Genomic DNA, 23,300 nt, shown 5'->3' with positions numbered 1-23,300 from the left:
GGGTGAGCATCCGCACCGCCGACCCGCTGCCGGCCGACGACTACGCGGACAGCCGGGCCACCGGTTCCTTCCTGCTGATCGACCCGCCGACCGGCAACACGCTGGCCGCCGGGCTGGTGGGCAGCCCGTTGAAGGTCACAGCGGTTTGATGCCGCCCGCACTGTCCCCGTTGGGCGCCAAACTGGGCGCCCAACCCAGCGGGCCGGCTGCGCCGGCCCTGATCGCGGTGGCCCACGGCAGCCGGGACCCCCGCTCGGCGGCCACCATCGCCGCGCTGCTGGACGAGGTGCGCCGGCAGCGGCCGGACCTGGACGCGCGGCTGTCCTTCCTGGACCTGAACACTCCCCGGCTGCCCGACGTGCTGAACGCGGTGGCCGCCGACGGGCACCGGCACGCGGTGGTGGTGCCGCTGCTGCTCGGCAACGCGTTCCACGCCCGGGTGGACATTCCCGGCGCGGTGGCGCGCGCCGCGCATCGGCTGCCCCGGTTACACCTGTCCGTCGCCGACGTCCTGGGCGGCGACCCCCGGCTGGCCGACACCGCACTGCGCCGGCTGGCCGAGGTGGCCGGGCCGCTGGACGACCCGTCGCTGGGAGTGCTGCTGGCGGCCACCGGCTCCTCCCACCCGGCGGCGAACGCCGCGGTCCGCCGGCTGGCCGGTTCGCTCGGCCGGCGGCGCGGCTGGCGTTGGGAACGCGCCGCGTTCGCCACCATGGCCGCGCCGAAGGTGCCCGAGGCGATCCGCCTGCTGCGCGCCGCCGGCGCCGAGCGCATCGCCGTGGCCAGCTGGTTCCTGGCCCCCGGCCTCCTCCCCGCCCGGGTCGCGAAGGACGCCCTCGCCACCGACCCCGACGCGCTGGTCGCATCCCCCCTGGGCGCCGACCCGGCCGTGGCCGAAGTCGTCCTGGACCGCTACCAGGCCGCGGCGGCGACGCCCTTTGCCGCCGCGTCCTGAACCAACCAAGTGTGGCGGACGTTCAGCAAGACCTGCCGAAGGCGGAGCTTGCCGCCACCTCAGACGGCCGAGTGACGATACCCGCACAGGTCCGGCGTGCGGCCGGCATCGAACCGGGCCAGACACTCGTGGTCTACGTCGAGCGGGGCCGCGTAGTCCTCGAGGAGCGCGCCCATCTGCTGACCCGCCTGCAGGACGAGGCGATCGCGGCAGCGCAGGCCGCTGGGCACACCGACAGCGCGGTGGCCGAGCTGCTCGCCGACCGGCGCGCCGAAGCCGACCGGGAGCAAGCCGACACATGACCCCCGTGCTCGACGCGAGCGCGGTGCTCGCCCTGTTCTACCGAGAACCCGGCCACGAGCTGGTGAGCGAGGCCCTCGCCGGCTCGGTGATGTCCAGCGTCAGCCTGTCCGAGGTGATCCAGAAGCTGGCGCAACGCGGCCAGCCGGACGCCGTTGCCGCGACCGACGGAATCCGCTCGCTGGGCATCCGGATCGAGCCGTTCACCAGCCAGGATGCCGCTCGCGCCGGGTTACTCTGGCAGCAGACCCGTCACATCGGGCTCTCCCTCGGCGGCCGCGCGTGCCTCGCGGTGACCGAGCGGACGCCGGACGGCGAGGCCGTCACCGCCGACCAGGCCTGGGACAAGCTCGACCTGGGCATCGCGATTCGCCTCATCCGCTAGGTACAAGGCCGTTCAGTTAGGGCGCGGACCGCTTGGGCCGGCGCGGCTCGGGTCCCGCCCGGCGGCTTTTCGGTCGGCGCCCGTGCGGTGCTCACGACCAGCGGTTGGCGTAGCGGCCTTCGTCACGCGGCCTTGCCAACCGCCGAGGCTCCGCGGACGATTCCACGTCGGTTCCTCGTCGAGTGCGACACCAGCCTGGTTCGATCTTGAAAAAACCCATACTGGTGTCGACTTCGACGAATGGGACGAACCGAACTCGACCAACACCGGTCACACTCCGTATCGAGGCTGGCGGCCGGGAGCCTGAACCGCGGCAGGGCGGCCACCGCGCCGCCGTCCAGGCCATCTTTCGAACCCGACCCTCGCCGAACCGGAGGGGCGAAGGCGCCCTGTACGGCCTCTTAACTGGGCGGCCTTGCCGCTAGGTAGTGCCGGGGTCGCGTTGGTAGGTGGCGGGTGGGGTGCCTACCACCTGGGTGAACACCCGGGTCAGGTGGGCTTGGTCGCTGAAACCCAGGTGGGCGGCCAGGTCGGGCCAGCGGATCGGGTGGCCGGAGTGGGCGGCCGCGACGGCGTCCAGGATGCGGAACCGCTGGATGATCCACTTGGGGCCGATGCCCACGTACTCGGTGAACAGGCGCTGCAGGCCGCGGGCGCTCAGCCCCGCGTGACCGGCCAGCTGTTCCACCCGGGTGATCTCGCCGCGCCGCCGGGCCTCCTCGACCAGCGCGGTGACCTCGCGGGCGGTGGCGTCCGGCTTCGGGTCGACGCCGAGCAGACAGTCCTCCAGCGCGGCGACCATCTCGGAGGTGTCGGCGGTGCCCAGGATGCGCGCGGCCACCGGCTCGTCGTCGATGCCCAGCACCGAGTGGGCCGGCTGCACGGTGCCGGAGATGGCGCCCACGGTCCGGCCGAGCAACGGGCGGAACCCGCCGGGGTGGAACGCCGCGCCGAGTACGTGGCCGGCGCCGGTCAGCGTGCGGAAGAACGGCCCCCGGTTCACCCCGTGCACCAGCAGCCGGCCCTCCTCGGCGGCCACGTGCACCCTGGGCTGCGGCACCACCTGCTGCCGGTGCGGTTCCGGCGCCCGCCACCGGACCAGCCAGTAGTAGTCGACGAACTCCGCCAGGTCCGGGCCGGGCGCGACGCGTTCCACCCGGAACACCCGCTCGCCGGCGGCGGGACGCACGACCGCCTCCGGATATCCCTTCGGCGCCGACACGTTGGGTGAGGATAGTCGTCGCGTTTCTTCAAGACCGTTGCCGGCCGCGCTGCCTAGCCTCGGAACCATGAGCTACCAGCACAAGGCCAACGGTCGGTTCAACGTCGCTTCCTGGTCGGAGACCCTGGTCACCGACATCGACGGCACCGGCACCACGGTCGGCGAGACCTACTACCCCGGCCGCGGCCTGACCCGCGCCGAGGTCTCCTACGCGTACACCGGCGACATCGAGGGCACCGGCGAGGTCGTCTACCTGATCGCCTACCGCGCCGAGGCGGCACCGGTGCTCGGGTTCGAGCGCTTCACCGGCTCGATCGCCGGCCACGAGGGCACGTGCGTGTTCCGGCACGTGGGCAGCCAGGACAAGGGCTCGGTGACGGCGCGGATCGAGGTCGTCCCGGAAATGGGCACCGGCGGCCTGGAAACCCTCCGCGGCACCGCCGACCTCAACATCGCCGGCCACAGCGAAACCGGCTACGACCTCACCCTGGCTTTCGACATCTGACCCGCCCGGGCGCCTACCGGGACTCGGTGGGCCAGACGGATTGCCAGGAGCGGTCCTGGCGGGTGTAGTTGAGGACCGGGTCGGGGAGGTCGCCGGTGACCACCTGGGCGACCGTCGTCAGCTCCAGGATCTCCCGGAGGCTGGCCCGGACCGCCACCCACACGTCCTGCAGGTGCCGCGCGGCGCCGCCGTAGGTGTGGTTCTCCGGGCGCTGGCCCCGGACCAGCGCCAGCGGGCCGTCGGTGACCCGGATGACGTCGGCCAGCGAGATCGCGTACGCCGGGCGGGCCAGCCGGTGGCCGCCGTCCCGGCCCCGGCGGCTCTCGATCAGGCCGGCGCGGCGCAGCTCGACCAGGATGCCGTCCAGGAAGGTGCGCGGGATGTCCTGCGCCGCCGCGATCTCGTCCGCCTTCACCGCGCACTGCTCAGGCGCCGCCGCCAGCAGGCACAGCGCCCGGAGCGCATAGTCCGCCCTGGCCGAGATCTGCACCTCTCCATCTTGGCCCATCCACCGAGGCCGGTCTCACACCGGTGACCTGGCCATTTTGTTGACTATGCGGCTCAGGAATGTAAGCATCGATGGGTGAGCATCCGCTATCAGGTGAATCGCGCGGACCGGCCTTCGCTGGTCCGCCGGTTGCACGTCGACCTGATGCGGGTGTTCGCCGCCGCCTGCCGCTGACCGGATTTGCGCGTACCCCGCAACGAGTCAACCCGTGAGGCAGGCATCAAATGGCGCACGTCGACTGGCCGCTGACCGTCGCCGGTCTGTTGGTCGGCCTGCTCGTCGGCCTCACCGGGATGGGCGGCGGCGCGCTGCTGACGCCGGTGCTGGTCCTGCTGTTCCGGGTCGAGCCGCTGGCCGCGATCTCCTCCGACCTGTTCACCTCGCTGGTGATGAAGCCGGTCGGCGGCGCGGTGCACCTGCGCCAGCGGACCGTGCACTGGCGGCTGGTCGGCTGGCTGGCCGTCGGCTCGGTGCCGGCGGCGTTCCTCGGCGCGGTGGCGATCGGCACGCTGGCGCACCGGGCGGGCCTGCAGGACAACCTGAAGCTGTTCATCGGCTGGGCGCTGTGCGCCTCGGTGACGCTGATGTTCCTGCGCCTGGCCCTGGACCGCCGGAACCGCCAGCGCGACGCCGCCAACGGCACCGCCGAAAACGAAGAACCGGTGCGGATCCGGGTGCCCCGGACCCTGGCGATCGGGGTGGTCGGCGGCTTCGTGGTCGGCATGACCTCGGTCGGCGCCGGCTCCCTGATCATCGCGCTGCTGCTGCTCGCCTACCCCGCGCTGCGCCCCGCTCGGCTGGTCGGCACGGACATCGTGCAGGCCATCCCGCTGGTCGCCTCGGCCACCCTGGGCCACCTGCTGTTCGGTGACGTGCAGTTCGCGCTGACCACGTTCCTGCTGCTCGGCGCGTTGCCCGGGGTCTACCTGGGCGCCCGCTGGTCGGCCCGGGGTCCTTCGGCGGTGATCCGGCCGGTCATCGCGGCGGTGCTGCTGGCGTCCGCGCTGGCCCTGCTCAAGGTGGGCACGCCGGTGATCCTGCTCGGCTCGGCGGCCGCACTGGTGCTAATGGCCGTCCTGCAGCGTCCCCGCAAGGTCGACCCCGCACCGCTCTCGCCCGAACTCGAACCCGTTCGCTGAACAAGCAGTTCCACGAGGAGATCCCGACCGATGTGCATCAGCTCGCCCATCCGGCCCTTTTTGTTGACTATCTAGCTCAGGAAAATCAGCAACACCACCGTTCCGCCCCCGAGTCAAGATCAAATCGATCGGATCCCGCCACATGACGCGCCGCCTCCGGATTCTCGCCTCGCTCCTCGCCGTGCTGGCCACCCTCGCCGCGTGCTCGCGGGCCGACCGCCCCGCCGACTCGGCCGCGCCGGCCAGCGAAGGACCGGCCGCCGAGCTGCGCCTCGGCTTCTTCCCCAACATCACCCACGCACCCGCCCTGATCGGGCTGGACAAGGGCTACTTCGCCAAGGAACTGGGCAACACCAAGCTGGTCACCCAGCAGTTCAACGCCGGTCCGGAAGCGGTCAACGCGCTGCTCGGCGGTTCGCTGGACGCCAGCTTCATCGGGTCCAGCCCGGCCATCAACGCGTTCGCCAAGTCGAAGGGCGCGGCGGTGCGGCTGATCGCCGGCTCCACCTCGGGCGGCGCGCAGTTGGTGGTCAAGCCGGACATCACCGGCCCGGAGCAGCTGAAGGGCAAGACCATCGCCACCCCGCAGGCCGGCAACACCCAAGACGTGGCACTGAAGAAGTGGCTCAAGGAGCACAACCTGCCGCGGGGCGCGGACGGCGTGACCGTGCAGAACCTGGACAACCCGCGCACCCTCGACCTGTTCAAGTCCGGCCAGGTGGCGGGCGGCTGGCTGCCCGAGCCGTGGAGCTCGCGGCTGGTGGACGCCGGGGCCAAGGTGCTGGTGGACGAGCGGACGCTGTGGCCGGGCGGGCAGTTCCCGACCACCGTGCTGATCGTGCGGACCGAGTTCCTCCAGAAGCACCCGGACACGGTGGCCGCGCTGCTGCGCGGCACCCGGCAGGCGATCGAGTTCGCCACCGCCAACCCGGCCGAGGCCAAGACGGTGACCAACGACTCGATCAAGAAGCTGACCAACGCATCGGTGGCCCCCGCGGTGCTCGACCGGGCGTTCTCCGAGCTGACCTTCGGCCTGGACCCACTCGCCGCGACCTTCCCCCAGCTGTCCAAGGACAGCGTGACCGCGGGCGCGACCCCCACCGAGACCGACCTGGCCGGGTTCGTGGACGTCACCCAGCTGAACAAGGTCCTGCAGGGCAACGGCAAGCCGACGGTGAGCGCCGCCGGCCTCGACAAGTCACAGAGGTGATCCGGCGATGACCGTGACTGTGATCAATCAGCAGCTTCGGACGGCCGCCCCGGCGGTCCGGCTGGCCGGCGTCGGCAAGACCTTCGGCACCGGCCCGAGCGCGGTCACCGCGCTGCGCGACATCGAGCTGACGGTGCGCCCGGGCGAGTTCGTCTGCCTGCTCGGCGCGTCCGGGTGCGGCAAGTCGACACTGCTCAACCTGGTTGCCGGGCTGGACCGGCCGAGCCTCGGCGAGGTGCGGCTGGCCACCGGGCGGCCGTCGTTCATGTTCCAGGAGCCGGCATTGCTGCCCTGGCTGGACGCCGCGCGCAACGTCGAGCTGCCACTGCGCCTGAACGGGGTCGGCAAGACCGCCCGCCGCCGCCGGGCCGCCGAGCTGCTCGAGCTGGTGCGCCTGGAGGGTCAGGGCAGCAAGCGGCCGCACGAGCTGTCCGGCGGCATGCGGCAGCGGGTCGCCCTGGCCCGCGCGCTGGCGCACGCCACCCACCCGGAGAATCCGGACGACTCGGGCCTGCTGCTGATGGACGAGCCGTTCGCCGCGCTGGACGCGATCACCCGGGACGTGCTGCAGGGCGAGCTGCTGCGGGTGTGGCGGGCCACCGGTACCACGGTCCTGTTCGTCACCCACGACGTGCGCGAGGCCCTCCGGCTGGCCCAGCGGGTGGTGCTGCTGTCCTCGCGGCCGGGCACCGTGGTCGGCGAGTGGGCCGTCGGGGACGAGGACCTGCACGACGAGATCACCGGACGGCTGCGCGAGGTGATCAGCCGCCATGCCGCCTGAGCTCACCGAACTGGAGCGCGGGAGGCCCACCGCCGACGACGCGGCCGCCGTCGCCGGGCTGGACGCGCTGGACACCCCGACCGTCCAGCGGGCGCCGTGGACGCGCCGGGCGCTGGCCGCCGGGCTGCCCCCGCTGGTCGCGGTGCTGCTGTTCCTGGCCGTCTGGCAGGCGCTGTGGGCGGCCGCCTTCTGGCCCGAGTTCAAGCTGCCTTCCCCAGCCTCGGTGTGGCAGGCGGTGGCGGCGGAGGTGGCCACCGGCCGGGTCTGGTCCGTCCTCTGGACCTCGGTCAGCCGGGCCTTCCTCGGCTTCTTCATCGCCCTGCTGATCGCCACCCCGCTGGGCCTGCTGGTGGCCAAGGTGCGCGTGGTGCGTTCCGCGATCGGCCCGCTGTTGCAGGGGCTCCAGAGCCTGCCCTCGGTGGCCTGGGTACCGGCCGCCGTGCTCTGGTTCGGGCTGACCGACGCCACGATCTACTTCGTGGTGCTGCTCGGCTCCATCCCGTCCATCGCCAACGGCCTGGTCGCCGGCATCGACCAGATCCCGCCGATCCTGCCCAGGGTCGGCCAGGTGCTCGGCGCGCGCGGCCTGACCAGCGCGCGGCACATCCTGCTGCCCGCCGCGCTGCCCGGTTACCTGGCCGGCTGCAAACAGGGCTGGGCCTTCTCCTGGCGCTCGCTGATGGCGGCGGAGATCATCGCCGCCGGGCCGCTGCTCGGCCTGGGCCTGGGCGCTTACCTGAAGGAAGGCAGCGACTTCAACAACATGCCCACGGTGATCGCCGCGATCTTCCTGATCCTGCTGGTGGGCATCGGTATCGAGCTGTTGCTGTTCCGTCCGGTGGAGAAGCGGGTGCTGCGCGCCCGCGGCCTCGCCACCGGCGTGTGAGGACGGAGGTCCACGATGAACGAGGACTGGGCGGCGACGATCGTCGGGTTGGTCCTGCTCGGCCTGGTGCTGGCCGGTGCGCTCCCGGGCTGGTTGGTGCCGTGACCAGCGAGGAGACCAGCACCCGCGAGGCCGAGGCGCCCGAGCGGCCTTCGGCGGGCTGGACGGTCGCCGGGCTGCTCGTGGTGGTCGCGCTGGCCGCGCTGACCCGGTTCCTGGAGCAGTACGTGCCGGCGGCCACCAAGGGCTCCGGGTTCGGCAACATCGCCAAGTCCATCGAGTACCCGGTGTACGCCATCCTGCTCGGCCTGCTGGGCAACGCGGTGCTCACCGCGACCGGGCTGCGCGACCGGATGGCCGCCGCGTTCCGCACCGAGTTCTTCATCAAGACCGGCCTGGTGCTGCTCGGCGCCTCGATCAACCTGGCGGTGATCGTCAGCGCGGCCGGACCGGCGATCGTGCAGGCGGTGCTGCTGATCACCATCGTGTTCGGGTTCACCTGGTGGCTGGGTGGCCGGCTCGGCCTGGACCACAAGCTGCGCGCGCTGCTTTCCTCGGCGGTGTCCATCTGCGGGGTGAGCGCGGCCATCGCGGCGGCGGGCGCGGTGCAGGCGAAGAAGGAGCAGCTGGCCTACACGGCCAGCCTGGTGATCATCTTTGCCCTGCCGTCCATCTTCATCCTGCCCGCGCTGGCGCACTGGTTCGGCCTCTCCCAGCCGGTGGCCGGGGCATGGATCGGCGGCAACATCGACACCACGGCGGCGGTCACCGCCGCCGGCACGCTGGCCGGTGAGCAGGCGTTGCAGATCGCCAGCATCGTGAAGGTCACGCAGAACGCGCTGATGGGCGTGGTGGCGGTGGCGCTGACCGCCTACTTCGCGTTCCGGGTGGAGCGCTCGGCCGACTCACCCCGGCCGAGGGCGATCGATCTCTGGCACCGTTTCCCCAAGTTCGTGCTCGGCTTCGTGGCCGCGTCGGTGATCGCCACCGCCTACCTGGGCGCGGTGGGTTCGGCCGCCGGCAAGCCGGCCATCGACACGGTGAACGACCTGCGCACGCTGTTCCTGATCCTCGCGTTCGTGTCCATCGGGCTGGAGTTCCGGGTGTCCTCGCTGCGCGAGGCCGGCTGGCGGCCGATCGGCGTGTTCGGCACGGCCGTGGTGGTGAACCTGGCGATCGGCCTCGGCCTGTCCGCCCTGCTCTTCGCCAACTTCTCCGCCGGCTGACTTTCAGAGGGAGATGACCACCAGCCGGTCGGCCAGCTTGTGCAGATCTCCCGGGTCGGTGGTCACCACGACACCACCCAGTCGCAGCGCCAGGGCCACGACGATCGCGTCCACGGCATCCCGGGTTCCGCTCTCGCCGAGCAACACGCCGGCCGTCTTGGCGAACTGCTCGTCGACCGGGTCGAGCACGCATCCGCGCAGCACCTGACCGACCCGGGCCTGGCGCGCGCCGTTGCGCCACACCTGGGTCAGCACCGGTGTCGGTACGACTATCCGGCGCTCCTGGGCCAGCGCCTGCGTGTGCAGCGCGCGAAAACTCCGCTCGCCGCGATCCGCGGCAACCAGCGCACCCGCGTCGTACACCAGAGGGGTAGGCATCCGCCCAGGTCAGCCCGCCAGGCGACGTGCGGCGCGCTGCGCGAGCACGTCGGCACGGGCGAGTTCCGCCGCCGCCTCGGCCAGCTCGTCGTCCGTGAGCGGTCCTTCGTCGCGAGTCCACTCGGCCATTGCCGCCTGACCGTCTTCGATGCGCGCGCGTTCCTCGGCGGCCTGGGCGATCCAGGTGGAGAACGGAATGCCGGCCTCCCGCGCCCGCTGCGCCAGACGCTCAGCCAGCTGCTCCGGGAGAGTGATCGTCACCTTTTTCGCGGCCATTCCACCACCATACTCCGATATGGCATGTGCCCGTACTCCGATATGGCTTCACCGGTTCTCATGCGGCGTCGGGGCTGCCGGAGGGAGAGGGCGGGCGGCGGGGATTACCAGGGTGGCGACCGCCAGGACGCCGAGAACCACGAACAGGGCGCGCAGGATGCCGGTGTGCTCGGCCAGGAAGCCGATCAGCGGCGGACCGGCCAGGAAAGCGGTGTAGGCGATCGAGCTGACCACGCTCACCCGGACCGCCGAGCGGGCCGGGTCGTCGGCGGCCGCACTCATGCCGACCGGGAACCCGAGCGAGGCGCCGAGCCCCCAGAGCAACGCGCCGACCAGCACCAACCACACCGACGACGCCAGCGTGACCAGCAGCAACCCGGCGAGCGCCAGCACGGCGGTGGTCCGCAGCACGGCCACCCGCCCGAACCGGTCCAGCGCCGCGCCGCCGGACAGCCGTCCGGCGGTCATCGCGGCGACGAACGCGCCGAAGCCGAGCGCGCCGAGCACCTCGCCGGTGCCGTGACCATCCACCAGCGCGACGGCCAGCCAGTCGTTGGCGGTGCCCTCGGTGAACGCGAAGCACAGGGTGAGCACGCCGATCAGCAGCGTGCGCGGCTCGCGCCAGGCCCGCAGCCCGTCGGAGCGGACCCGCACCGCGCCCGGTTCCGGCTCGACCACCGGCAGGAAGTACCGGACCGCGAACGCCATGCTCACCGGGGCCAGCACCGCGGCCGCCGACACCTGCACGGCCAGCGGCAGGCCGGCGGCCGCCGCGCCCGCGCCGATGCCGCCACCGGCCACCGTGCCCAGGCTGAACGCGGCGTGCAGCCGAGGCATCAGCGAGCGCCCCCTGCGGTGCTCCACCTCCGCGCCCTCGACGTTCATCGCCACGTCCCAGTTGCCCATGCCCATGCCGGTGAGCGCCAGGCCGGCCGCACCCGGCCAGACGTTGCCGGTGGCCAGCGCCAACGCCAGGCCGGCCAGCCCGACGCCGACCACCAGCGAGCCCAGCAGCACCACCCGGGCCGCGCCGAGCCGGTGCACCAGCGGGCCGGACGTGGGCAGCGCCAGGCACGCCCCGCCGGAGAGGCAGAGCAGCAACAGGCCGAGCTGCGCCGAGGAGAGCCCCAGCGTGTCCCGGGCCGCGGGCGCCCGGGAAAGCCAGGAGGCAAAGCACAGCCCGTTGACGCCGAACGCCGCGCCGACGGCCGTGCGCGCCCGGGCCAGCTCGGCGCGCCGCGCGCCGGTCAGCAAGTCGGTCACCGATCCCCCACATCGATCGAATCGATTCGATGAGGCCACGGTACCTCGTCGGCCACCGCCGCCGATACCGGTTTTCCCGCCGGCCGGGTCACACACGAATGCCGAACGGGTTTATCCGTGTTCGCCTAATAGCATGATCTCGCGCGCCGCCGTCACCAATTGCCGCATTCCACATCGCGCATATCCCAGACATTCCCGCGGCCGGCCCGGACGTACCCCCGAGTGGTCACCGCGACTACCCCGGAACCCCTTTCCGGCCGATCGACCTCGATCTTCGTCACCCGGCCCGACAGGCGCCGCGACGTGCCGAAGCGCCGCGTGCACCGGCCGTGACCGGCACGACGGAGCGCTCCCGGCCGAACCGGGCCGGCCGGGGGTTCAATCCGCGCCCTACGCGGGATCAACACAGTGTTGAATCAACTAATCTGGCGGTGGATTCCGGTCCCGGATGGCGGATAGGCTCTCGGCGTCGCTAGCGGGGGCGGATTCCCCCACACCCGTGAGTGGAATGCACCCCCGCCACCGAAGGGACCTCGTTGCGGCTCTTGGTCATCGAAGACGGCGCCGACATGGCGGAAGCCCTCGGCGCGGCCCTCGGCGCCGCGGGGCACACCTGGAAGGTCGTCAGCCGGGGTTCCGATGCGCTGACCCAGCACCGCGAGTACCAGATGCTGCTGCTCGACCTGGGGCTGCCGGACATGGACGGGTTCCAGGTCCTGACCAAGCTGCGCGCGGTGAGCGCGGCGCCGATCATCGTGCTCACCGGGCGGCGCGAGGAGCGGGACGTGGTACGCGCGCTGCGGCTGGGCGCGGACGACTACCTGATCAAGCCGTTCCGGCTGTCCGAACTGCTCGCCCGGATCGACGCGGTGGCCCGCCGGCGCAGCCTGCCCCCGACCCAGCCGCTGGCGCCGATCGAGGCCGACGGGCTGACCATCGACCTGGCCGCCCGGACCGTGCGGCGCGGCAGCTCCGACGTCCCACTCACCCGCACCGAGTTCGACGTGCTCGCGGTGCTCTGCGAGCGGCCCGGTGAGGCGGTGAGCCGCGAGCTGATCCTGGACCGGGTGTGGGGCGACACCGGCGCGAGCACCTCCCGGTCGCTGAGCGTGCACCTCACCCAGCTGCGGGCCAAGCTGGACTCACCCGGGCTGATCAAGACGCTGCGCGGGCACGGATACCGGTTCAACTGAGAGCGCGCGCCACCTCGTCGGCCTGGCCCGGTCCCACGGTGACCGCGCGCGGCGGTTCGGTGCCGAACAGCTCGGCGCACGCCCTGACCACCTCGGCGTCGGTCACCTCGGCCAGCCGCTCGGACAGCCCGGTGACCGAGTCCACCGCCGCACCCCAGGCGAGCGCCTGGCCCAGCGCGTCGGCGAGCGCGGCCGGGGCGTCGGTGAGCGAAAGCGCCTGGGCGGCGCAGTAGCGGCGCACCGAGGCGATCTCCGCGCTCCCCGGCGGGTCGGTGACCAGGCCGGCGATCCGGCCGGCGATGTCCTTCGCCGCCGGGCCGAGCATCCCGGGCCGCACCACCGCCCGCACGTAGCACCGGCCGGCGCCGAGAAACCCGTCGCGGCCGCAGTAGGCCTGGTAGTCCCGCCCGCCGCCGGCCGACAGGCGGGCCTGGTACGAGCCGCCGAGCACCCCGGTCGCCAGGTACCGGGCCGGGTCGGCGTAGCGGATCTCCGGGTGCACCCGGTAGAGGGTCAGGTGGTCCTCCGCCGGAGCTGCCCGGGGCACCGCGAGCACCGGGGGCGCCACGTCCGGTCCGGGCATCGGCGCCCGCCCGGCGCCGAGGTCGAACCCTCGGGCGCCGAGCACGTCCTCCACCGCCGCCGCGACCTCGGCCGGGTCGGCCGCCGAGACCAGCACGGCCACCGCCCCCGGCGCCACCAGCTGGGCCAACCCTTCGATCACGCCGGCCGGCTCCGGGGACAGCCGGCAGCGCCGCCACGCCACGTCGGCCAGCGCGAACGCGGACAGCTCCGCCACGGGCGGGTGGTCCCGCGGCGGCGGGCGGTCCGGCGGCGGGTGGTCCGACAGCGGCGGGTGGTCCGGCGGCGGGGGGTGGTCCGACGGCGGGAAGTGGTCCGGCGGCGGCGCCGGGGCGGCAAGCAGGTCGGCGAACGCGGCCAGCCAGTGCCGCAGCCGACCGGCCGGGGCGTCCCCGATCAGGTCCAGCCACTGCCCGTCGGTGGCCAGTTCGAGCGTGCCGCCGAACGCCTCCACCTTGCTCTTCGCACCGCTCACGGAAGGCAGCCGGGCGGCGAGTAGGTGCGCCCCGCCGGGGGCGGCGATGCCGGCCGCGCCGAGCGGCCAGCGCACCCGCAGCTGGGTCAGCGTGGCCCTCGGGTCCGGCAGCGCGACCAGTCGGCCGTCCCCGTTCGGCTGGTCCAACAACTCGGCCCGGAGCGGCCGTCGGCCGGGTTTCGGCCCCCGGGCCGGCGACCGGCCGGAAACCGGGTCGCCGGCGTTCGGCCGGCCGGGATGTCGGTCGCCGGCATTCGGTCGGCCGGGATGTCGGTCGCCGGCGTTCGACCGCTCGGAAAGCGGCCGGCGCTCGGTCGGCTGCCGGGACAGCCGCCGCGCCAGGGCCGGCCACCGGGCGGAAGTTGGGTGCCGGCCGGTGTCCGGGACCGGCCGGCTTCGCCTCGCATCCGGCGGCCCCACCGGGCCGGACGCGACGCGGGTCGGTGCGCCGGGCGGGAGCCACTCGGCGAAGCCGAGCTGCCCGGCGGGATCGGCCGGCCCGAAGTGACTGAACCGGCCTGCTGAAGGCACTGAATCAGGTTGGGGGGTGCGTTCGGTGGGCAGGGTGGGGGGAGCGGGGCGGGTGCGGCGGTCGGCGGGGGTCATTTCGACGATCGCCCAGGGGGTTTCGGCCAGGTCGGCGGCGGCGGCGCGCAGCGCTTGCGGCTCGGTGGACCGCCAGAGGGCGGGGAGCTGGTCGAGCAGCTCGGGCCGGCCGAACAGCACCTCCCAGCGCCCCAGCGCCCGGCACCGGGCAGCCGGCTCGGCGTGCCTGCGGTGGTGGGCGGCGACCAGGCCGGCAACGCTCCGGTCCAGGTCGGCGGCCAGCTCCTCGTCGGTGGACAGCCGGCGCAGCGCCTGGTCCACGTCGGCCGGGAAGCTCGCCGGGCGGTCCCGCCCGGCGAGCAGTGCGGTGATCACCAGTGTGTCCGGCGCGAGCGCGTCCAGCGGGTCGAAGAACCCGCACGCGGTGTCCACCCCCGGCCGGTCCAGCCGCCGGGGCAGCATGCTGGCCAGCACCTGGTAGGCGAGGTAGCGGGGCAGCTCGCGCAGCGGGTCGGGCAGCACCGCGCCCAGCGCCACGGCGGTGCGCCGCACCCCCGGTTCCCCGCAGGACAGCCAGCGCCGCTCGCCGGGCGGCGGCTCCCGGGTGTCCGGCACGGTGACCGGCCGGTCCGGGATGTCGCCGAACAGCTCGTCGGCCAGCGCGAGGGCGCCCGCCGCGGTCACCCCGCCGCTGATGGTGAGGACCGCGTTGGACGGCGTGTACCAGCGGTGGAAGAAGGCGTAGCAGTCCTCCGGGGTCACCCGGGCCAGCCGGGCGACGTCCCCGTAGCCGTCGTGCGCGTTGGCGTGCGTGCGGAACAGCACCGCCGGCAGCAGCGGCCACGGGAACCCGCCGTACGGGCGGTCCACGGTCATCGCCCGGATCTCCACCGCGACCCCGGCCAGCTGCTCGGCGATGCTGTCCGGCGTGAACGCCGGCGCGCGCATCCGGTCCGCCTCCCGGAACAGCGCCTCGCGCAACACCGGGGCGGGCACGATCTGGAAGAACTCCGTGTAGTCCTGGTGGGTGTGCCCGCCGGCCTGTCCACCCACCGCGTACACCTCGGGGAAGAACGCACCGATCGGCAGGTGCCGGCTGCCCCGGAACATCAGGTGCTCGAAAAGGTGCGCGAACCCCTCCCAGCCGGGCGGCTCGGTGCGGAAACCGACGCCGTAGTGCACGCCGACCGCCACCCGGGCGCATTCCGGGCGCTCGTCCACCAGCACCCGCAGCCCGTTGCCCAGCCGCGCGCGGATCACGCGGCCGCCTCGCAGGCGTGCATCACCGCGCGCAGCATGCCGGCGTAGCGCGCGCACTCCGCGTCCGACCAGCGCACGTAGCAGAGGAAGTCGTGCAGGTGCAGGGCGATGCGCAGTGCGGCCATCCGGTTCACCTCGACGCCGAACTCCCGCCCGTAGCCGTCCCGCAGCGCCGCGACCAGCTCGGACCACGGCAGCGCCGCCGGCCGGCAGCTGGCCAGCTCGGTCAGCTCGCCGACCACCCAGCCGACGTCGGTGTACCAGGGCGCATGGCCGACGTCCTCGCCGCACAGCAGCACCGCGCGGGTCAGCCCGGCGTCGGCGGCCAGCGAACCGAGCCCCGGCGCGCCGTGCACCGGGCAACGGCCCGGGTCGGCGGCGACCGACCGTTGCCAGGCCCCCAACGCGGCCCAGCGCTCGCCGCCGAGCGCCTGGCGCAGCCGTGCCGAGCCGCGCCGGCCGGTGGCGGTCGGCGCCCGACCGTCCAGCCAGTCGCCCAGCCGGCTCAGTCCGCGGGTCGGGGCCACCGCCGGCGCAGCCGGCGCAACAGGCCGGGCGCCCAGTTCGGCGCCCGATGGAGACACCGCCGGCTCGGCGCCATCGGCGGGCAATGCGTGCAGCATGCGCAGACACTCGCCGAGCCCCCGCATCAGCTCCGCCGGCCGCGCCCGCTCCGGGACCTGGTCGGACAGCAGGACGGCAGCCACCGAGACCGGCCCGGGCGCCCGGTACAGGCGGGCCACCGGGTCCGGCTCGGCCACCGCGGTCCCGACCGGGCCACCCACCCGCGCGCCCCCCTCGTGCAACGCGCGGGTCAGTTCCTCGGTCGGGACCGCGAACGGCGCCGGGGCCAGGGGACCCGTCGTGCGCCGCCATACGTAGCGCGGTACGCGCTCGCCGAGCGCGCGCCCAGTTAGGCGCGCGCGGGAGTCACTGCGCGGTCCGCGCTCGCCGAGCGTGCCCCCAGTTCGGGGCACGCGGGAGTCACTGTGCTCGGTCCAGATCTGGGTGCGGAGCAGGCCGGTGCCGTACACCACCACGTCGTTCGCGTCGTTCACAGTCCACGCCCCAGGCTCGCCACCACCGAGTCGGACGGCCGGCGCAACCGCTCGGCCAGCACCAACAGGTCGGGCAACAGCGCGGGCACGCCGTCCGTGGGTTCACCGTCGGTGAGGCTGACCCCCCACCGGGTGGGCGCGACCGCCACGTTCTCCCGGGAACCGAGCAGCTCGACCGCCCGGCGGAACGCGTGGCAGCGCACCCCGCCGGGCGGGAGCGCGGGCGCCAGCACCACCGGCGCCTCGGTGCACTGGGCGGCCAGCAGGGACGGCGTCCCGGCCAGCCCGGCGGCGAACCGGGACAGGTAGTCCAGGGTCGCCGGGAACACCAGGATCGCCTGCGCCCAACGCTGCCACTCCACGTGCACCGCCCGCCCGTCGTCCGACCACCGGTCCGGCGCCACCGGCGCGGCCAACCGGGCGGACAGCGCGGCCGGGCTGACGAACCCGGCGGCGGTCGGCGTGAGCACCACCCTCAGCTCCAGGTCCGGGTAGGACTCGCGCAGCCAGGTCACCCAGAACGGGGCGTCGGCGGCGGAGATCGAACCGGTGACCACCAGCAGCAGTCGCTGCAGGTCACAGCTGGGCGGCCCCGGCACGCCATCCGGCCCGGCACTCATTGCGCGACCGCCTCCAGGATGGCCCGCAGCTCGTCCAGCGCGGTGTCCAGGCCGGCGGTCAGGCAGACCCCGGTGAGGTTCAGCACCACCTCGTCCACCCCGGCCGCCGCGAACCCGGCCAGGCCGGCGGCCAGCGCCCCCTGGTCACCGGAGAGGAACGCCCCGCCGGCCAGCAGCTCCTTCGCCGAGCGACGCGGGTCGCCCGGGTCCACCTGGATACCGGACCGGCGCAGCATGTCCTGGTAGTGCGGCATGCGCAGGTGTCCCGCGTTGCCCGCGAGCACCAGGTCCACCGGGTCGCGCCCGGGCCGGTCCAGCGCCACCGGGACGACCGCCGCCACCCTCGGCGGGGTCCGGTCGCCGGCCCCTTCGGCAAGAGAAGGCCCCACCACCCCGGCCAGGTAGTCGGCCGGGGTGAGCCAGGTGATCGCCACTTCGGCCAGCTCGCCGGCCAGCCGGGCCATCGCGGGCCGCAGCACCCCCAGGCCCACCTCCACCTCGGCGTGCGGCAGCGGCGGCAGGTCGGCGTGGCAGCTGTAGTACTCGCCGTCCCGCTCGGTCGCGCCGGTCCGCAGCAGGTCGGTGACGACTCCCAGGTACTCCCGCACCGCGCCGAGCTGGCTTCGGTACGGCGCACCGAGCACCCGCTGCTGGAAGATCGTCGCGCCCGGGCCGAAGCCGGCCACCACGCCGTGCCCGGTGATCCCGGCCAGTGAGCGCGCCTGGATGGCCGCCTCGAACGGGTGCCGCAACGGCATCAGCGTCACCCCGAACCCGACCGGCATCCGGAACCCGGCCCCGGCCAGCTGGGCGAATGTCTGGTACGACTCGGCCAGCAGCGACTGCCCGTGCCACAGCCGGTGCGCCGGGCCGTACTGCACCAGCCCGGCCACCCGCGGCGCCTGCTCCGGGCGGGTCGGCATGAACGGCAGGTAGACCGAGTAGGTGGTCATTTCGGCGCGCCGTTCACTCCGGCCAGCTCCCGCTCGCCGAGCTGCAGCCGGACCAGTTCGGCGTACAGGTCGCACCCGGCGAGCAGCTCGGCGTGGCTGCCCTCACCGCGCACTCGGCCGCCGTCGAGCACGATCACGTGGTCGGCCTCGCGGACCGTGGACAGCCGGTGGGCCACCACCAGCACGGCCCGCTCCCGGGCGATGTCCGCGATGACCGCGCGCAGCCGGTGCTCGTTGGCCGCGTCCAGCGCCGAGGTCGGCTCGTCCAGCAGCAACAGCGGCGCCTCACTCAGCAGCGCCCTGGCCAGCGCCAACCGCTGGCACTGGCCACCGGACAGACCCCGGCCGACCAGCAGCTCGGTGTCCAGGCCCTCCGGCATGTCCCGCACGTCCGCGGCCATGCCGACCTTGGCCAGCGCGGCGAACAGCTCCGCGTCGGTGCGCGGCTCGGCCAGACCCAGCCGCAGGTTGGTGCGCACGGTGTCGGGCAGCAGCGTGGAGTCCTGGTCCACGTAGGCGATCCGGCTCCGCAGGTCGTCCAGGTCGGTGCCCCGGACGTCGTGCCCGAACACCCGCACCGCGCCGGACTCGGCGGTGAGCAGCCGCTCGGCCAGGCGCAACACGGTTGTCTTGCCCGAACCGGAAGGCCCGACCAGCGCGGTCAGCCCGACCGCCGGCACCTGGAACGAGACGTCCCGCAGCGCCGGGCTGGCCGACCCGTAGCCGGCGGTGACCCGGTCCAGCCGGACCACCGGTTCGGTGGCGGCCGGCGCGGGACGGTCCGTCCCGGCGAGGGTCTCGGCCGCCTCGGTGGGCCGACGCAGCAGGTCCTCGAACCGGCCCTTCGCGGTCATCCCGGCCTGCACGGTGGACAGCCCGGACGCGGCCATCACCAGCGGCGCGGTGAGCTGGAACAGGTACAGCAGGAAGCCGACGAAGTGCGGCAGGCTGAGCGCGTCGGAGGCCAGCCGGGCACCCCCGGAGATCAACACGGTGAGCAGCGCGACCTGCTGGCCCAGGTTGATCACCGGCACCATCAGCGACTCGTACCGGGCCCCGGAGACGGCCACCCGGCGCAACTCCTCGACGTCCGAGGCCAGCCGCGCGGACTGCCACGCCTCGGAGCGGGTGGACTTGATCACCGTCAGCGCTTCGAGCGTGCCCACGAACCGGTGCATCAACGCGCCGAGGCGCTCCTGCATCGCCCGGTACCGCAGCCGGAGCATGGCGATCACACCGATCACCAGGATCACCGCCACGGAGAACCCGGAGATCGTGACCAGCAGCAGGACCCAGTCCAGCAGGCCCATCATCACCAGCGTGCCGGTCAGGGTCAGCACCGCCATCGGCAGCTGCAGCGGCACGATGTCGGTGGCCGCCCTGATCTGCATGGCGTCCGCGCCCAGCCGGCCGGCGATGTTGCCGCTGCCCTCGGCCCGCACGTCCCCCGGCCGCATGCGCAGCGCGTGCTCCACCACCCGGGTGCGCAGCCGCGCGACCAGCCCCTCGCCCAGCCGGCACAGCAGGTTGGTGGACAGCGCCCCGGCGACCGCGGCCCCCAGCCCGACCGCGACCATCACCACGCCGACCCCGGTCAGCGACTCGTTCCGCTGCACCGCCTCGATCATCGCGGTGACCACCAGCGGCAGCGCCAGCGTGGCCGCCACGGACACCAGCATCAGCACGCCGATCAGCACGCAGGTGCCCCACCGGCCGTTGACCAGGTCCCGGCCCAGCCGCAGCCGGACCTCCCCGGGGGTTCCCGGAACCGATGACTCGCTCATGCCAGCCCGCTTTCCTTGGCGGCGCGCAGCGCGGCCCGCGCCTTGAGGCCCCGCCGCCGCTGAGCATGCCGCCGACGTAGATCCGGCCGGCCACCCTCAGCAGCGCGGCGACGGCCAGGGCGAGCAGCACGACCGCCACCGCCACCTGCCACCAGGGCACCGGGCCGGCGGCCATCCGCATCGGCATCATCGACCACGAGAACCCGGGCACCATGGACAGCAGGTCACCGGCCTCCGGCGCCATGCCGCTGTACGGGAACAGGCACCCGAGCAGCCCCACCGTCATCAGTGCGCTCACCGGGCCGGCGGCGTTGTTGATGTCCTCCGGCCGAGAGACCAGCGCGCCGGCCACCGCCCACAGCGTGGCGAACAGGAAGTACCCCGGGATGAACCAGAGCAGCACCAGCAGGCCGACCTCGGCCGCGTCGGCGGGCACCGCGATCAGGTCCAGGCAGAGCGCCGCGACGAACCCGGACACCACCAGCACCAGGATCTGCACCAACACCACCACGCCGAGGCCGAGCACCTTCCCGGCGAGCAGTTGGGAGGCGCGCACCTTGGCCAGCAGCACCTCGACCACTCGGCTGTTCTTCTCCTCCTGCACGCCCTGCGCGATGGTCTGGCCGAAGGCGAACATCAGCATGAACATCGACAAGATGCCGATCAGCGCGATCACCATCCGCTGCACCGCCCGGTTGGCGTCCGGGTCCAGCGCGCGCAGCCGGGGCTCGCCCCTGGCCAGCACCTCGGCGATCGCCGCCGGCTCCAGGCCCCGCGCGGCCAGCGCGGCGCGGGTGCTCGCCGTGCCGGCGGCCACCCGGAGTGCCTCACCCAGCGCCGGGGGCAGCCGGTCCAGGTAGACCGCCGAGCCGTCCGCGAGCACCGCCAGGTCCGCCTCCTCGGCCCGCACCGCCGCCTCCGCGACGCCGTCGGACGGCCAAGGCAGCAGGATGAGCCGTCCGCCGTCGGCGGCGGGCCGCTCGGCCAGGGCGGCACCCAGGTCGGCGTTGCCCGGCGCGTGCACCACGGCCACCCGGAAGTCCGACCCACCGCCGGTGAACACGCTCTGCGCGCCGATGGACACGGCCACCACGAGCACCATGATGATCAGCGAGCCCCAGAACTCGCTGCGCCGCAGCTGGGTCAGGACCTCCCGCTGAGCCACCAGGCCCAGAAGTTTCACGCCACCCCGGCCGGCCGAGCCGGCGGCGGGCGCCGGCCCGGGGTTGGCGGTGGCGCGCTCGGCGCGGGTCGGTTCGGTCGTCTTGGCTTCGGTCCGGGTGTTCATGCGCTCACCACATTCCGGAAGATGTCGAACAGCGTCGGCTCCACCACGGACAGGTGGCGGATGGTGCCCAGCGCCTGGGCGGCCGAGACGATCTCGTCCAGCCGGTGGTCCGGGCCGATCTCGGCGAGCATTGCGGCGGCGTCCCGCTGGATGATCCGGCCGACCGGCAGCCGGGCCGGCCACTCCGGGGTGACCGGGTCGCTCAGGGTGATAGCCAGCCGGCGCTGCCCGTGCGCCCGGCGCAGCTCCTCCACCCCGCCCACGGCGACCAGCGCGCCGCCGGACATGATCCCGACCCGCTGGCACAGCCGCTCCACCAGATCCAGCTGGTGGCTGGAGAACAGCACCGGCACGCCGGTGGCGCGGATGTCGTCGAGGACATCGGCGAGGGTGTCGGTGGCCACCGGGTCCAGCCCGGAGAACGGCTCGTCCAGGATGAGCACCTCGGGCTCGTGGATCACCGAGGCGATCAGCTGCACCTTCTGCTGGTTGCCCAGCGAGAGCTTGTCCAGCGTGTCGGCCGGCCGCATCTTGACGTTCAGCCGCTCCAGCCACTCGTTCGCCCTGGCCCGGGCCACGGCGGCCTTCATGCCGCTCAGCCGGGCCAGGTAGACCAGCTGGTCGGCGGGCTTCATCCGGCCGTACAGCCCGCGTTCCTCGGGCATGTAGCCGATCCGCTCGCGCTCGGCCACCCCGATCGACCGGCCGGCCCAGCTGACCGCACCCGAGTCGGCGGTGGCCATGCCCAGTGCGATGCGCATCGCGGTGGTCTTGCCGGCGCCGTTCGCCCCGCAGAAACCGAACATCTCACCGGGCCGCACCTCGAAGGTGAGCCCGCGCAGCACCGACTTCTCCCCGTAGCTCTTGCGCAGCTCGTCAAACCGCAACAACGGAACCATCCCCCTCGATTGAGTTGCGCTGACCCGGGACGTGCGCGGCGCGCAGTTCCAACAGGCTGCGCAGCGGCGTCTCCGGCCCGGTCCAGCTCACGGCCAGCCCGGCCCGCTCGGCCAACGCGGCCAGCTGCGCGGGCGTGCGCAGCGGCGCCGGCACGGTGGATGCCAGCGAAAGGTCCAGCGTGGCCGACGTGAGGTCCCCGACCGGGACCTCCAGCTTGATGTCGGCGAGCAGGACCCGGCCGCCCGGTCCGGTCGCCACCGCGGCCTCGGCGCAGCGGCCCAGGATGAGCACCGCGTCCTCGTCGCGCCAGTCCCCCAGGATTCCGGACAGCAGGTACACGTCGCTGCCCCCGGGCAGCGGGTCGAAGAAGCTGCCGGCCACCGCGCGCGCCCGGTCGGTCAGCCCGGCCGCCTGGAGCTTGCCCTCGGCCAGCCGGGCGTTGCCCGGCAGGTCCAGCACCGTGCCCCGCAGGTGCGGGTGCGCCCGCAGCAGCGCGATCAGCAGCGTGCCGTTGTTGCCGCCGACGTCGGTGACCGAGCCGACCGAGGACCAGTCGTAGGAATCGATGATCACCTCGGCGTCCCAGCCGATGTCCCTGGCCCCCTCGACGCGCAGTGCGTCGGCGAAGGCTGGGTCGTTGTTGACGTCTTCCCAGTACTCCCGGCCGAACGCGGCGCGGTACGCCGGGACGCCGGACCGGATGGTCTCCAGCAGGCCGACCAGGCCCAGCTCGGCCCGGCCGAACAGGCCGGTGCTGCTCAGGTACCGGCCGACGGAGTAGGGGTGCGCCCGGCGCAGCGGGGCGCCCAGCTCGGCCACCCGGTAGCGGTCGTGGTCCAGGTCCTCGCCCTGGCTGCGTTCCAGCAGGCGCAGCTCGGCGAGCACGCGCAGCAGCTTGCCCAGCATGACCGGGTCGGTCCGGGTGCGCTCGGCCAGCACCGGGGCGGTGTCGGCGCCGTCGTCGATGTGGTCAACAAGTTCTAGCGTGGCGGCAACCCGAATCGCGTTCGGCGCAAGCAGATCCGCCATCCGCATCAGGGTGTTGACCGCCTCCGGGTGGGACATCCTTGGCCTCCTTCGGGGCTGTGTCGCCGTCGGGCGCCGAACTGGGCGCCCGCCCCAGCCCGCCGGCTTCGCCGACGGTGATTTGGGCAGGTGGGACCGGGCCGGCACGGCTGATCGCGACAGGGGACGTAATCAGGCGTGCCGGCCGGCCTACTTACCGAGAGATCAGCCCTTGCCCGGGCCGTAGGTGGTCACGTAGCTGACCATGAAGCTGGCCACCGCACCGCAGAACGGCGAGGTCGCCGGCGGCGCCACGGAGGCCGCCGTCTCGAACTCCTCCGGCTCCGCGTAGGCGCGGTAACCGGTGATCATCTCCTGAACCAGGAGGTCCTGTTCCATTTCCGTCTCCCTCCCTCGGTCCGGGTCAGCGCCTGGTGCCCGGGCCGTAGGTGGTGGCGTAGCTGAACAGGAAGCTCGCGGCCGCACCGCAGAACGGCGAGGTCGCGGGCGCCGCCACGGAGGCGGCCATCTCGAACTCCTCCGGCTCCGCGTAGGCGCGGTAACCGGTGATCATCTCCTGAACCAGCAGATCCTGTTCCATC

At 73.5% G+C, this 23,300-nt stretch carries 25 protein-coding genes and 1 pseudogene; 11 read left to right on the top strand and 15 right to left on the bottom strand.

The genetic code is table 11. The annotated features are described in order from the left end of the window. Window positions 1-2 precede the first annotated feature (2 nt). The 4 genes from ABEB12_RS38010 to ABEB12_RS37995 are packed head-to-tail and all read left to right on the top strand — an operon-like array spanning window position 3 to window position 1,640. Entirely contained in the window at window positions 3-149 is a 147-nt protein-coding gene (locus tag ABEB12_RS38010; RefSeq protein WP_425572312.1) for an elongation factor 1-alpha C-terminal domain-related protein, read from the top strand. Then, complete coding sequence (locus ABEB12_RS38005; protein WP_185059960.1) at window positions 149-955, top strand: CbiX/SirB N-terminal domain-containing protein; 807 nt, start codon at window positions 149-151, stop codon at window positions 953-955. Before ABEB12_RS38010 ends, ABEB12_RS38005 begins: the two co-directional genes overlap by 1 nt. Window positions 956-966: 11 nt before the next feature. Next, complete coding sequence (locus ABEB12_RS38000) at window positions 967-1,257, top strand: AbrB/MazE/SpoVT family DNA-binding domain-containing protein (RefSeq protein ID WP_345703506.1); 291 nt, start codon at window positions 967-969, stop codon at window positions 1,255-1,257. Then, entirely contained in the window at window positions 1,254-1,640 is a 387-nt protein-coding gene (locus ABEB12_RS37995; RefSeq protein WP_185059959.1) for a PIN domain-containing protein, read from the top strand. The genes ABEB12_RS38000 and ABEB12_RS37995 overlap by 4 nt, the downstream gene beginning before the upstream one ends. A gap of 421 nt (window positions 1,641-2,061) precedes the next feature. Here the strand turns inward: ABEB12_RS37995 and ABEB12_RS37990 are convergent, their stop codons facing one another. Then, window positions 2,062-2,862, bottom strand: a complete 801-nt coding sequence (locus tag ABEB12_RS37990; protein ID WP_221497613.1) for a DUF6597 domain-containing transcriptional factor — start codon at window positions 2,860-2,862, stop codon at window positions 2,062-2,064. Between the two features lie 67 nt (window positions 2,863-2,929). Here ABEB12_RS37990 and ABEB12_RS37985 point away from each other — a divergent pair, with 67 nt between their 5' ends. Continuing rightward, complete coding sequence (locus ABEB12_RS37985; RefSeq protein ID WP_185059957.1) at window positions 2,930-3,367, top strand: DUF3224 domain-containing protein; 438 nt, start codon at window positions 2,930-2,932, stop codon at window positions 3,365-3,367. 13 nt (window positions 3,368-3,380) lie between these two features. On the opposite strand, the gene ABEB12_RS37980 is transcribed toward ABEB12_RS37985, so the two are convergent. After that, on the bottom strand, window positions 3,381-3,875 hold the full coding sequence (locus ABEB12_RS37980; protein ID WP_221497612.1) for an Rrf2 family transcriptional regulator: 495 nt from the start codon (window positions 3,873-3,875) through the stop codon (window positions 3,381-3,383). A 224-nt stretch (window positions 3,876-4,099) separates the two neighbouring features. Here ABEB12_RS37980 and ABEB12_RS37975 point away from each other — a divergent pair, with 224 nt between their 5' ends. The 5 genes from ABEB12_RS37975 (at window position 4,100) to ABEB12_RS37955 (ending at window position 9,117) form a co-directional block, all read left to right on the top strand. Further along, window positions 4,100-5,014, top strand: a complete 915-nt coding sequence (locus ABEB12_RS37975) for a TSUP family transporter (RefSeq protein WP_185059956.1) — start codon at window positions 4,100-4,102, stop codon at window positions 5,012-5,014. Window positions 5,015-5,156: 142 nt separating this feature from the next. Further along, window positions 5,157-6,224: an aliphatic sulfonate ABC transporter substrate-binding protein gene (locus ABEB12_RS37970; protein WP_185059955.1), complete on the top strand. Its 1,068-nt coding sequence runs from the start codon at window positions 5,157-5,159 to the stop codon at window positions 6,222-6,224. Between the two features lie 7 nt (window positions 6,225-6,231). Next, window positions 6,232-7,005, top strand: a complete 774-nt coding sequence (locus ABEB12_RS37965; protein WP_185059954.1) for an ATP-binding cassette domain-containing protein — start codon at window positions 6,232-6,234, stop codon at window positions 7,003-7,005. Continuing rightward, window positions 6,995-7,891, top strand: a complete 897-nt coding sequence (locus tag ABEB12_RS37960) for an ABC transporter permease subunit (RefSeq protein WP_185059953.1) — start codon at window positions 6,995-6,997, stop codon at window positions 7,889-7,891. Before ABEB12_RS37965 ends, ABEB12_RS37960 begins: the two co-directional genes overlap by 11 nt. 101 nt (window positions 7,892-7,992) lie before the next feature. Beyond that, a complete protein-coding gene (locus ABEB12_RS37955; RefSeq protein WP_185059952.1) occupies window positions 7,993-9,117 on the top strand; it encodes a putative sulfate exporter family transporter in 1,125 nt (374 codons plus the stop codon). Window positions 9,118-9,120: 3 nt separating this feature from the next. Here ABEB12_RS37955 and ABEB12_RS37950 read toward each other — a convergent pair whose 3' ends face one another. The 3 genes from ABEB12_RS37950 to ABEB12_RS37940 are packed head-to-tail and all read right to left on the bottom strand — an operon-like array spanning window position 9,121 to window position 11,034. Next, complete coding sequence (locus ABEB12_RS37950; RefSeq protein WP_185059951.1) at window positions 9,121-9,495, bottom strand: PIN domain-containing protein; 375 nt, start codon at window positions 9,493-9,495, stop codon at window positions 9,121-9,123. Window positions 9,496-9,504: 9 nt separating this feature from the next. After that, complete coding sequence (locus ABEB12_RS37945) at window positions 9,505-9,771, bottom strand: ribbon-helix-helix protein, CopG family (RefSeq protein WP_185059950.1); 267 nt, start codon at window positions 9,769-9,771, stop codon at window positions 9,505-9,507. A 48-nt stretch (window positions 9,772-9,819) separates the two neighbouring features. After that, window positions 9,820-11,034: an MFS transporter gene (locus tag ABEB12_RS37940; protein WP_345703505.1), complete on the bottom strand. Its 1,215-nt coding sequence runs from the start codon at window positions 11,032-11,034 to the stop codon at window positions 9,820-9,822. Between the two features lie 536 nt (window positions 11,035-11,570). On the opposite strand from ABEB12_RS37940, the gene ABEB12_RS37935 reads away from it, so the two are divergent. Next, window positions 11,571-12,227 carry a response regulator gene (locus ABEB12_RS37935; protein ID WP_185059949.1) on the top strand — a complete coding sequence of 219 codons (657 nt, stop codon included), beginning with the start codon at window positions 11,571-11,573 and terminating at the stop codon, window positions 12,225-12,227. Here the strand turns inward: ABEB12_RS37935 and ABEB12_RS37930 are convergent. The 10 genes and pseudogenes from ABEB12_RS37930 to ABEB12_RS37880 form a co-directional block, all read right to left on the bottom strand. Then, window positions 12,220-15,090 (bottom strand): insulinase family protein, encoded by a 2,871-nt coding sequence (locus ABEB12_RS37930; protein WP_185059948.1) that lies wholly within the window; start codon window positions 15,088-15,090, stop codon window positions 12,220-12,222. The two genes, ABEB12_RS37935 and ABEB12_RS37930, sit on opposite strands and share 8 nt — an antisense overlap. Next, a complete protein-coding gene (locus ABEB12_RS37925) occupies window positions 15,087-16,148 on the bottom strand; it encodes a hypothetical protein (RefSeq protein WP_185059947.1) in 1,062 nt (353 codons plus the stop codon). The genes ABEB12_RS37930 and ABEB12_RS37925 overlap by 4 nt, the downstream gene beginning before the upstream one ends. Continuing rightward, window positions 16,145-16,768 (bottom strand): flavoprotein, encoded by a 624-nt coding sequence (locus tag ABEB12_RS37920; RefSeq protein ID WP_185059946.1) that lies wholly within the window; start codon window positions 16,766-16,768, stop codon window positions 16,145-16,147. Before ABEB12_RS37920 ends, ABEB12_RS37925 begins: the two co-directional genes overlap by 4 nt. Continuing rightward, window positions 16,765-17,721, bottom strand: a complete 957-nt coding sequence (locus ABEB12_RS37915) for an LLM class flavin-dependent oxidoreductase (protein WP_185059945.1) — start codon at window positions 17,719-17,721, stop codon at window positions 16,765-16,767. The genes ABEB12_RS37920 and ABEB12_RS37915 overlap by 4 nt, the downstream gene beginning before the upstream one ends. After that, on the bottom strand, window positions 17,718-19,505 hold the full coding sequence (locus tag ABEB12_RS37910; RefSeq protein ID WP_185059944.1) for an ATP-binding cassette domain-containing protein: 1,788 nt from the start codon (window positions 19,503-19,505) through the stop codon (window positions 17,718-17,720). Before ABEB12_RS37910 ends, ABEB12_RS37915 begins: the two co-directional genes overlap by 4 nt. 157 nt (window positions 19,506-19,662) lie before the next feature. After that, window positions 19,663-20,793, bottom strand: a pseudogene (locus tag ABEB12_RS42310) (ABC transporter permease); the annotation flags it as partial. Next, entirely contained in the window at window positions 20,790-21,692 is a 903-nt protein-coding gene (locus ABEB12_RS37895; protein WP_185059943.1) for an ATP-binding cassette domain-containing protein, read from the bottom strand. The gene ABEB12_RS37895 and the pseudogene ABEB12_RS42310, both read right to left, overlap by 4 nt. Next, window positions 21,670-22,758, bottom strand: coding sequence for a methyltransferase (locus ABEB12_RS37890; protein WP_185059942.1), 1,089 nt, complete (start codon window positions 22,756-22,758; stop codon window positions 21,670-21,672). Before ABEB12_RS37890 ends, ABEB12_RS37895 begins: the two co-directional genes overlap by 23 nt. 165 nt (window positions 22,759-22,923) lie before the next feature. Next, entirely contained in the window at window positions 22,924-23,097 is a 174-nt protein-coding gene (locus ABEB12_RS37885) for a hypothetical protein (protein WP_185059941.1), read from the bottom strand. A gap of 25 nt (window positions 23,098-23,122) precedes the next feature. After that, a complete protein-coding gene (locus ABEB12_RS37880) occupies window positions 23,123-23,299 on the bottom strand; it encodes an LxmA leader domain family RiPP (protein WP_185059940.1) in 177 nt (58 codons plus the stop codon). Window position 23,300 lies beyond the last annotated feature (1 nt).

This window comes from Actinospineispora eucalypti, assembly GCF_039543365.1.
GTDB lineage: Bacteria > Actinomycetota > Actinomycetes > Mycobacteriales > Pseudonocardiaceae > Pseudonocardia > Pseudonocardia eucalypti.
Note: the sequence above shows the minus strand (reverse complement) of the source record. Positions and strands in the feature narration are given on the sequence as shown.

Bases quoted from the DNA above. Each gene is read 5' to 3' on its own strand.
- ABEB12_RS37915 (WP_185059945.1), bottom strand. From the start codon at position 17,721: ATGACCACCTACTCGGTCTACCTGCCGTTCATGCCGACCCGCCCGGAG.
- ABEB12_RS37890 (WP_185059942.1), bottom strand. From the start codon at position 22,758: ATGTCCCACCCGGAGGCGGTCAACACCCTGATGCGGATGGCGGATCTG.
- ABEB12_RS37970 (WP_185059955.1), top strand. From the start codon at position 5,157: ATGACGCGCCGCCTCCGGATTCTCGCCTCGCTCCTCGCCGTGCTGGCC.
- ABEB12_RS37945 (WP_185059950.1), bottom strand. From the start codon at position 9,771: ATGGCCGCGAAAAAGGTGACGATCACTCTCCCGGAGCAGCTGGCTGAG.
- ABEB12_RS37965 (WP_185059954.1), top strand. From the start codon at position 6,232: ATGACCGTGACTGTGATCAATCAGCAGCTTCGGACGGCCGCCCCGGCG.
- ABEB12_RS37950 (WP_185059951.1), bottom strand. From the start codon at position 9,495: ATGCCTACCCCTCTGGTGTACGACGCGGGTGCGCTGGTTGCCGCGGAT.
- ABEB12_RS37910 (WP_185059944.1), bottom strand. From the start codon at position 19,505: ATGAGCGAGTCATCGGTTCCGGGAACCCCCGGGGAGGTCCGGCTGCGG.
- ABEB12_RS37920 (WP_185059946.1), bottom strand. From the start codon at position 16,768: ATGAGTGCCGGGCCGGATGGCGTGCCGGGGCCGCCCAGCTGTGACCTG.
- ABEB12_RS38005 (WP_185059960.1), top strand. From the start codon at position 149: ATGCCGCCCGCACTGTCCCCGTTGGGCGCCAAACTGGGCGCCCAACCC.
- ABEB12_RS37985 (WP_185059957.1), top strand. From the start codon at position 2,930: ATGAGCTACCAGCACAAGGCCAACGGTCGGTTCAACGTCGCTTCCTGG.
- ABEB12_RS37960 (WP_185059953.1), top strand. From the start codon at position 6,995: ATGCCGCCTGAGCTCACCGAACTGGAGCGCGGGAGGCCCACCGCCGAC.
- ABEB12_RS37895 (WP_185059943.1), bottom strand. From the start codon at position 21,692: ATGGTTCCGTTGTTGCGGTTTGACGAGCTGCGCAAGAGCTACGGGGAG.
- ABEB12_RS37885 (WP_185059941.1), bottom strand. From the start codon at position 23,097: ATGGAACAGGACCTCCTGGTTCAGGAGATGATCACCGGTTACCGCGCC.
- ABEB12_RS37980 (WP_221497612.1), bottom strand. From the start codon at position 3,875: ATGGGCCAAGATGGAGAGGTGCAGATCTCGGCCAGGGCGGACTATGCG.
- ABEB12_RS37995 (WP_185059959.1), top strand. From the start codon at position 1,254: ATGACCCCCGTGCTCGACGCGAGCGCGGTGCTCGCCCTGTTCTACCGA.
- ABEB12_RS37975 (WP_185059956.1), top strand. From the start codon at position 4,100: ATGGCGCACGTCGACTGGCCGCTGACCGTCGCCGGTCTGTTGGTCGGC.
- ABEB12_RS37880 (WP_185059940.1), bottom strand. From the start codon at position 23,299: ATGGAACAGGATCTGCTGGTTCAGGAGATGATCACCGGTTACCGCGCC.